The 4294-nt window shown below is 42.5% G+C and carries 5 protein-coding genes; all 5 read right to left on the bottom strand.

Annotated features, from left to right (window positions below):
- Window positions 1–19: 19 nt before the first annotated feature.
- On the bottom strand, window positions 20–238 hold the full coding sequence (locus ACI3UA_RS00855) for a nuclease (RefSeq protein WP_439722942.1): 219 nt from the start codon (window positions 236–238) through the stop codon (window positions 20–22).
- A 21-nt stretch (window positions 239–259) separates the two neighbouring features.
- Window positions 260–2767: a DEAD/DEAH box helicase family protein gene (locus ACI3UA_RS00850; RefSeq protein ID WP_439722941.1), complete on the bottom strand. Its 2508-nt coding sequence runs from the start codon at window positions 2765–2767 to the stop codon at window positions 260–262.
- Window positions 2768–2795: 28 nt separating this feature from the next.
- Window positions 2796–3398 (bottom strand): class I SAM-dependent methyltransferase, encoded by a 603-nt coding sequence (locus ACI3UA_RS00845; protein ID WP_439722940.1) that lies wholly within the window; start codon window positions 3396–3398, stop codon window positions 2796–2798.
- Window positions 3399–3626: 228 nt separating this feature from the next.
- On the bottom strand, window positions 3627–3869 hold the full coding sequence (locus ACI3UA_RS00840) for a Txe/YoeB family addiction module toxin (RefSeq protein ID WP_439722963.1): 243 nt from the start codon (window positions 3867–3869) through the stop codon (window positions 3627–3629).
- Between the two features lie 24 nt (window positions 3870–3893).
- Window positions 3894–4294: malic enzyme-like NAD(P)-binding protein (locus ACI3UA_RS00835; RefSeq protein WP_439722939.1), on the bottom strand; the 401-nt coding region annotated here is incomplete at its 5' end.

Below are 4294 nucleotides of genomic sequence, written 5' to 3'. Positions count from 1 at the left end.
GCTGACATTGATTTTTACGTCAAGGCCTGCAAACGCCGCACGGCTTGTACCCCAGGGCTATTGCCTCTTCGCGGCTTTCCACCGGCACAAACTTTGCCGAATTCGGATGCTTGATAGTACGGCAGCTTGCATAGTGGAACTTGCCGCTCTGGGTATTCAGAAGATACCCGGAGGCATACGCCGCCCCCATGCCCACCAGCATCAGCATAACAGTAAAGACAATGACCAGCCTTTTCATGATAAAATCTCCCTTCGATACTTATTTTCTGCTTTCATATCTCTGCCAATAATAATATTGTACTCTATATGACAACACATCATATAACTGCTCATGCAGGCCCGGCAACGCTATTACATTTTTAATCACATCATCAAATTCCAGCAGTGTATCACCCGAAGCCCCATCCAGCTTTATTATGCCAGCGGCCTGATTGTTTTTCAGATATTTAATCGGCATGTCCAGAATTTTCCTGATATGCCATTTATCACTTAATTGCAAAAATTCCTGATATGAGCTAATTGACGGCAAATCACGCCAATTTCTATTGCTCGCAAAAAAACTTTTCCAGCTTTTTAGTACATCATCCATCGTAACGGAATCTTTAATTTTCCCCTCCTGCAAAAAAGACATCAGCACGGGCATTTTATACACTTTTGTCATATTCGTTTTTTCTGCCCACGCCACAAGCTCCCTGCCTGCACTGGAAAAAATTCTGCTTTCATCAGGCATCAGGCATCCCTGTCCCTCCAAAAAAGTCAGATAATCACTAAAGGGACTGATTTTATTATTTGACAAGCAGATATGATAAATCTCCCTGTCCATCATATTGAATAACTCTATTCTGGTCGGATGCCTGCCATCTAATTCGTCACATATCCTCTTAAACTCATCCTCTATCTGCCTTTGCTTATTTATCCTCTTTTGCTGCAAGGTTGCAAACATATCAATTAATTTTATATCAAAATCAACCTGGCAATCATCCGGATAGATGCTTTGAGGTTCCACATCATAATTTACGCTTTCTTTACCCGGATTGCCAATATAATCATTTGATAGATATTTCTGAACTCTGTCCGCTTTCACGTAATTGCCGATGAAGTCCAGCACTACAAGATATTGCTTGCCCTTATCAATGCGCAGGCCGCGCCCCAGCTGCTGCAGGAATACCACTGGCGATTCCGTTGGACGCAAAAACATAACCAAATCAAGGGATTTTACATCTACCCCTTCATTAAACATATCAACAGAAAAGATAACTTCGATGGCTCCTGATTTTAGCCCCATCAAAGCCTTCTCCCTACCTACAGAATAATTGCCCTGAACGCCGCTATAAACCGCGGCCGCCTTTGCACCCCGCTTGCAGAACTCCTCTGCCATCATCTCTGCATGTTCCCTTGAACAGCAAAAGCCTAAAGCCCGCTTCCGTTTGTGCTTGCTGTAATGCATAAAAATCAAATCGGTTCTTTTGGTATTGGAGATATACGTTGCATTTAATGCCTTTATGTTGTAATGACCCTGATGATATTCGACATTTTTATAATCGGTATCATCATAGATGCCATAATACCTGAAAGGTGCAAGCATCCCCTTATTAATACCCTCCGCCAGATTAATTTCATAGGGTACATTATAATCGCACAGCGCAAAAATATCCCTGCCATCCATGCGCTCCGGCGTCGCTGTCAGCCCAAGCAAAAATTTTGGTCTGAAATATTCAATGATATTTTTATACTGCTTATTTACGGCATGATGAAATTCATCTATCACGATATAATCAAAATCTTCCTGCCCAAAATACCTGCTGCTCAGATATTCTGCCTGACCTAAAGTCGCAACAGAAGCAAAAACAAAATCCGTATCAGTTTCTTTGTATTCGCTCATGAAAAAACCAACTGTCTTATCAGGTCTTACGCAACGAAAAGATTTGGCTGCCTGCTCCAATATCTCTTTGCGATGCGCCACAAAAAGTACCCTGTTAAATTCTTTTGAGTCAAATGCTGCCAAAAAAGTTTTGCCTATACCTGTTGCGGCCTGTACAATCCCCTTTGTGCCACCATCCTGACGAAGATTACTCAGGGCATACAAGGCTTCAATCTGCGCCCCTCGTGGCTCATATAAAAAGCGGACATTGGTATCATCAGAAGAATCATCTTGAATTTGGCGTTGCATATCTCTATACACAGCAGGGCGATGCCACGTTTTAGAATAGCTATGTAATGCCTCATCATCCATAATCACAGAGTGATTACACCACAATTCTTCAAAAGTGGCACAAAACTTTTTGTAATTATCCGGGTCGTTTTCTTCCTGCAGGCAATAATTCCATTCAATGCCATTAGTCAGGGCAGACCTTGATATATTGGAGCTTCCCACAAAAATAGTACGGCAGTTATCAAACTCAAAAATATATGCTTTGGGATGAAACGAGCGCGTGCTGTCATTGTACATCCTCAGCTGAAAATTATCGCCTAATTTCTGCCTCAGCAAATACAGGGCCTCCGGCTGTGTTATACCCAAATAATTCCCAGTCAAAATACGCAGGCTGGCGCCTCTATCCACAGCATTCTTCAATTGCTTGATAATCAGTTTTACACCGGAAGTCATCAAGAAAGATACTATAACATCTATCTTATTTGCCTTTCTTATGCACATATTCAACTGATAAAGCAGCTGCCTGTCAAGCCCTTTATCGCCAGTTGTAACAGCTGAATACGCTACATTGCTTTCATTTACTGTCCATGTTTCTGCATTAGAAAAATATCCCATTCTCTCACCAGCTTATATCATTTGCATATTAATCTGTTTTCCTGAGCAAAATATTTAACCACTGCTCATTTTCCCTGCCCTGCCGCACATCACCAGTTTTCCAAATCTCTATAACCTGTAAAGACGGATAACTCTTTAATATTTCATGAAATTTCTTCTCTGTCATATCGGTAAAATACCTGCCATTGCGCTCCCCGGAAAAATTCCCATATTTAAATGAAGTATATAAAACACCGTTTTTCTTTAGGGCTCTTTCGATTTTTGTCATGACCGAGATTAATTCATCTAAAGGCAGATGCAAAATTGACGAACACGCCCATATACCGTCATATAAATCACAGGCGGATAAATCCTGAAATAATCTGTTTTTTACTTCCATCCCGATAAACTCGCTGGCAGACCTGCATAATTCCAGCGAACCATCCCACGCCTCTGCCGTATATCCCTTTGCCAAAAAATATTTAGTATCCCTGCCGGAACCACATCCAAAATCTAAAATAAAGCCCTTTGAAGGAATCTTTTCTAAAAACTTGTCCTGTATCTCCCCAAAATCAACACCACGGGTTGCAAGCACAAAATCTGCCGAATTCCTATTGTAATAATCCAATGTGCTATTATCTGTCGCCATCATCCCTCACCAGCTTCCTGCTCTACAAACACCTTTTTCAAAAACATAACTCACGCCGCCCTGACACGAAATAAGCACCGCATATAACCGCCCCACATACACATAACAAATATCTGCTTATTTAATTCGACATTCCCCCTGAAAATCCTTTATCGCCCGCAAAAACAACAAAAAAGCAACTATGAGCGGATTGACATAACTCGCATTCCACACATAACTGCTTTTGTGTAGCTAAAATTCATAATGGGACCACATACTTATAATCCTGACGATTTTTTCCTCTTCCATTACCGTATATACTAATCTGTGCTTAATGTTCAAGCGCCTGGAATACGCCCCTTGCAAATTGCCGAGCAGCTTTTCATAAGACGGCGGATTCTGAAAAGGAACATTTATCAGGCCATTGACCGATACATTTATATCCCCTCCTTTACATATATAAAGGAGGGGATAGTCAACTGCGCTTTTATTCAATACAGCAGGCAAAGCGAATATACCTTATGCCCCCAGCATCTCCATAGTATGCTCAGCCACCAGCTCCGCGGTCATGCCGTCCTTGGTGGCCACGCCGGTATCAATAGCGGCCTGTGCCACCGCAGCAGCCACTCTAGGAGCTACGCGCTTATCAAACGGACTGATGATAATATTGTCCTCCCTGAGCTCCTCCTCCGGTATCAGGGAAGCAATAGCAGTAGCTGCAGCAATCTTCATCGCAGTGTTAATATCTGTAGCCCTCACATCCAAAGCACCACGGAAAATGCCAGGGAACGCCAGCAGATTATTCACCTGATTAGGGAAATCAGAACGGCCGGTACAGATAATACGGGCGCCAGCCTTCTTAGCCAGCTCCGGCATAATCTCCGGCTCCGGATTGGCCATAGCCATAATAATGGCATCCT

The sequence above is a fragment of the Anaerovibrio sp. genome, assembly GCF_051866355.1.
Classification (GTDB): domain Bacteria; phylum Bacillota; class Negativicutes; order Selenomonadales; family Selenomonadaceae; genus Anaerovibrio.
The sequence above is the reverse complement of the archived record's forward strand: the minus strand, read 5'-3'. Positions and strand labels throughout refer to the sequence as shown.

Coding starts and splice junctions, on each gene's coding strand:
- ACI3UA_RS00855 (WP_439722942.1), bottom strand. CDS start 238: ATGAAAAGGCTGGTCATTGTCTTTACTGTTATGCTGATGCTGGTGGGC.
- ACI3UA_RS00850 (WP_439722941.1), bottom strand. CDS start 2,767: ATGGGATATTTTTCTAATGCAGAAACATGGACAGTAAATGAAAGCAAT.
- ACI3UA_RS00845 (WP_439722940.1), bottom strand. CDS start 3,398: ATGATGGCGACAGATAATAGCACATTGGATTATTACAATAGGAATTCG.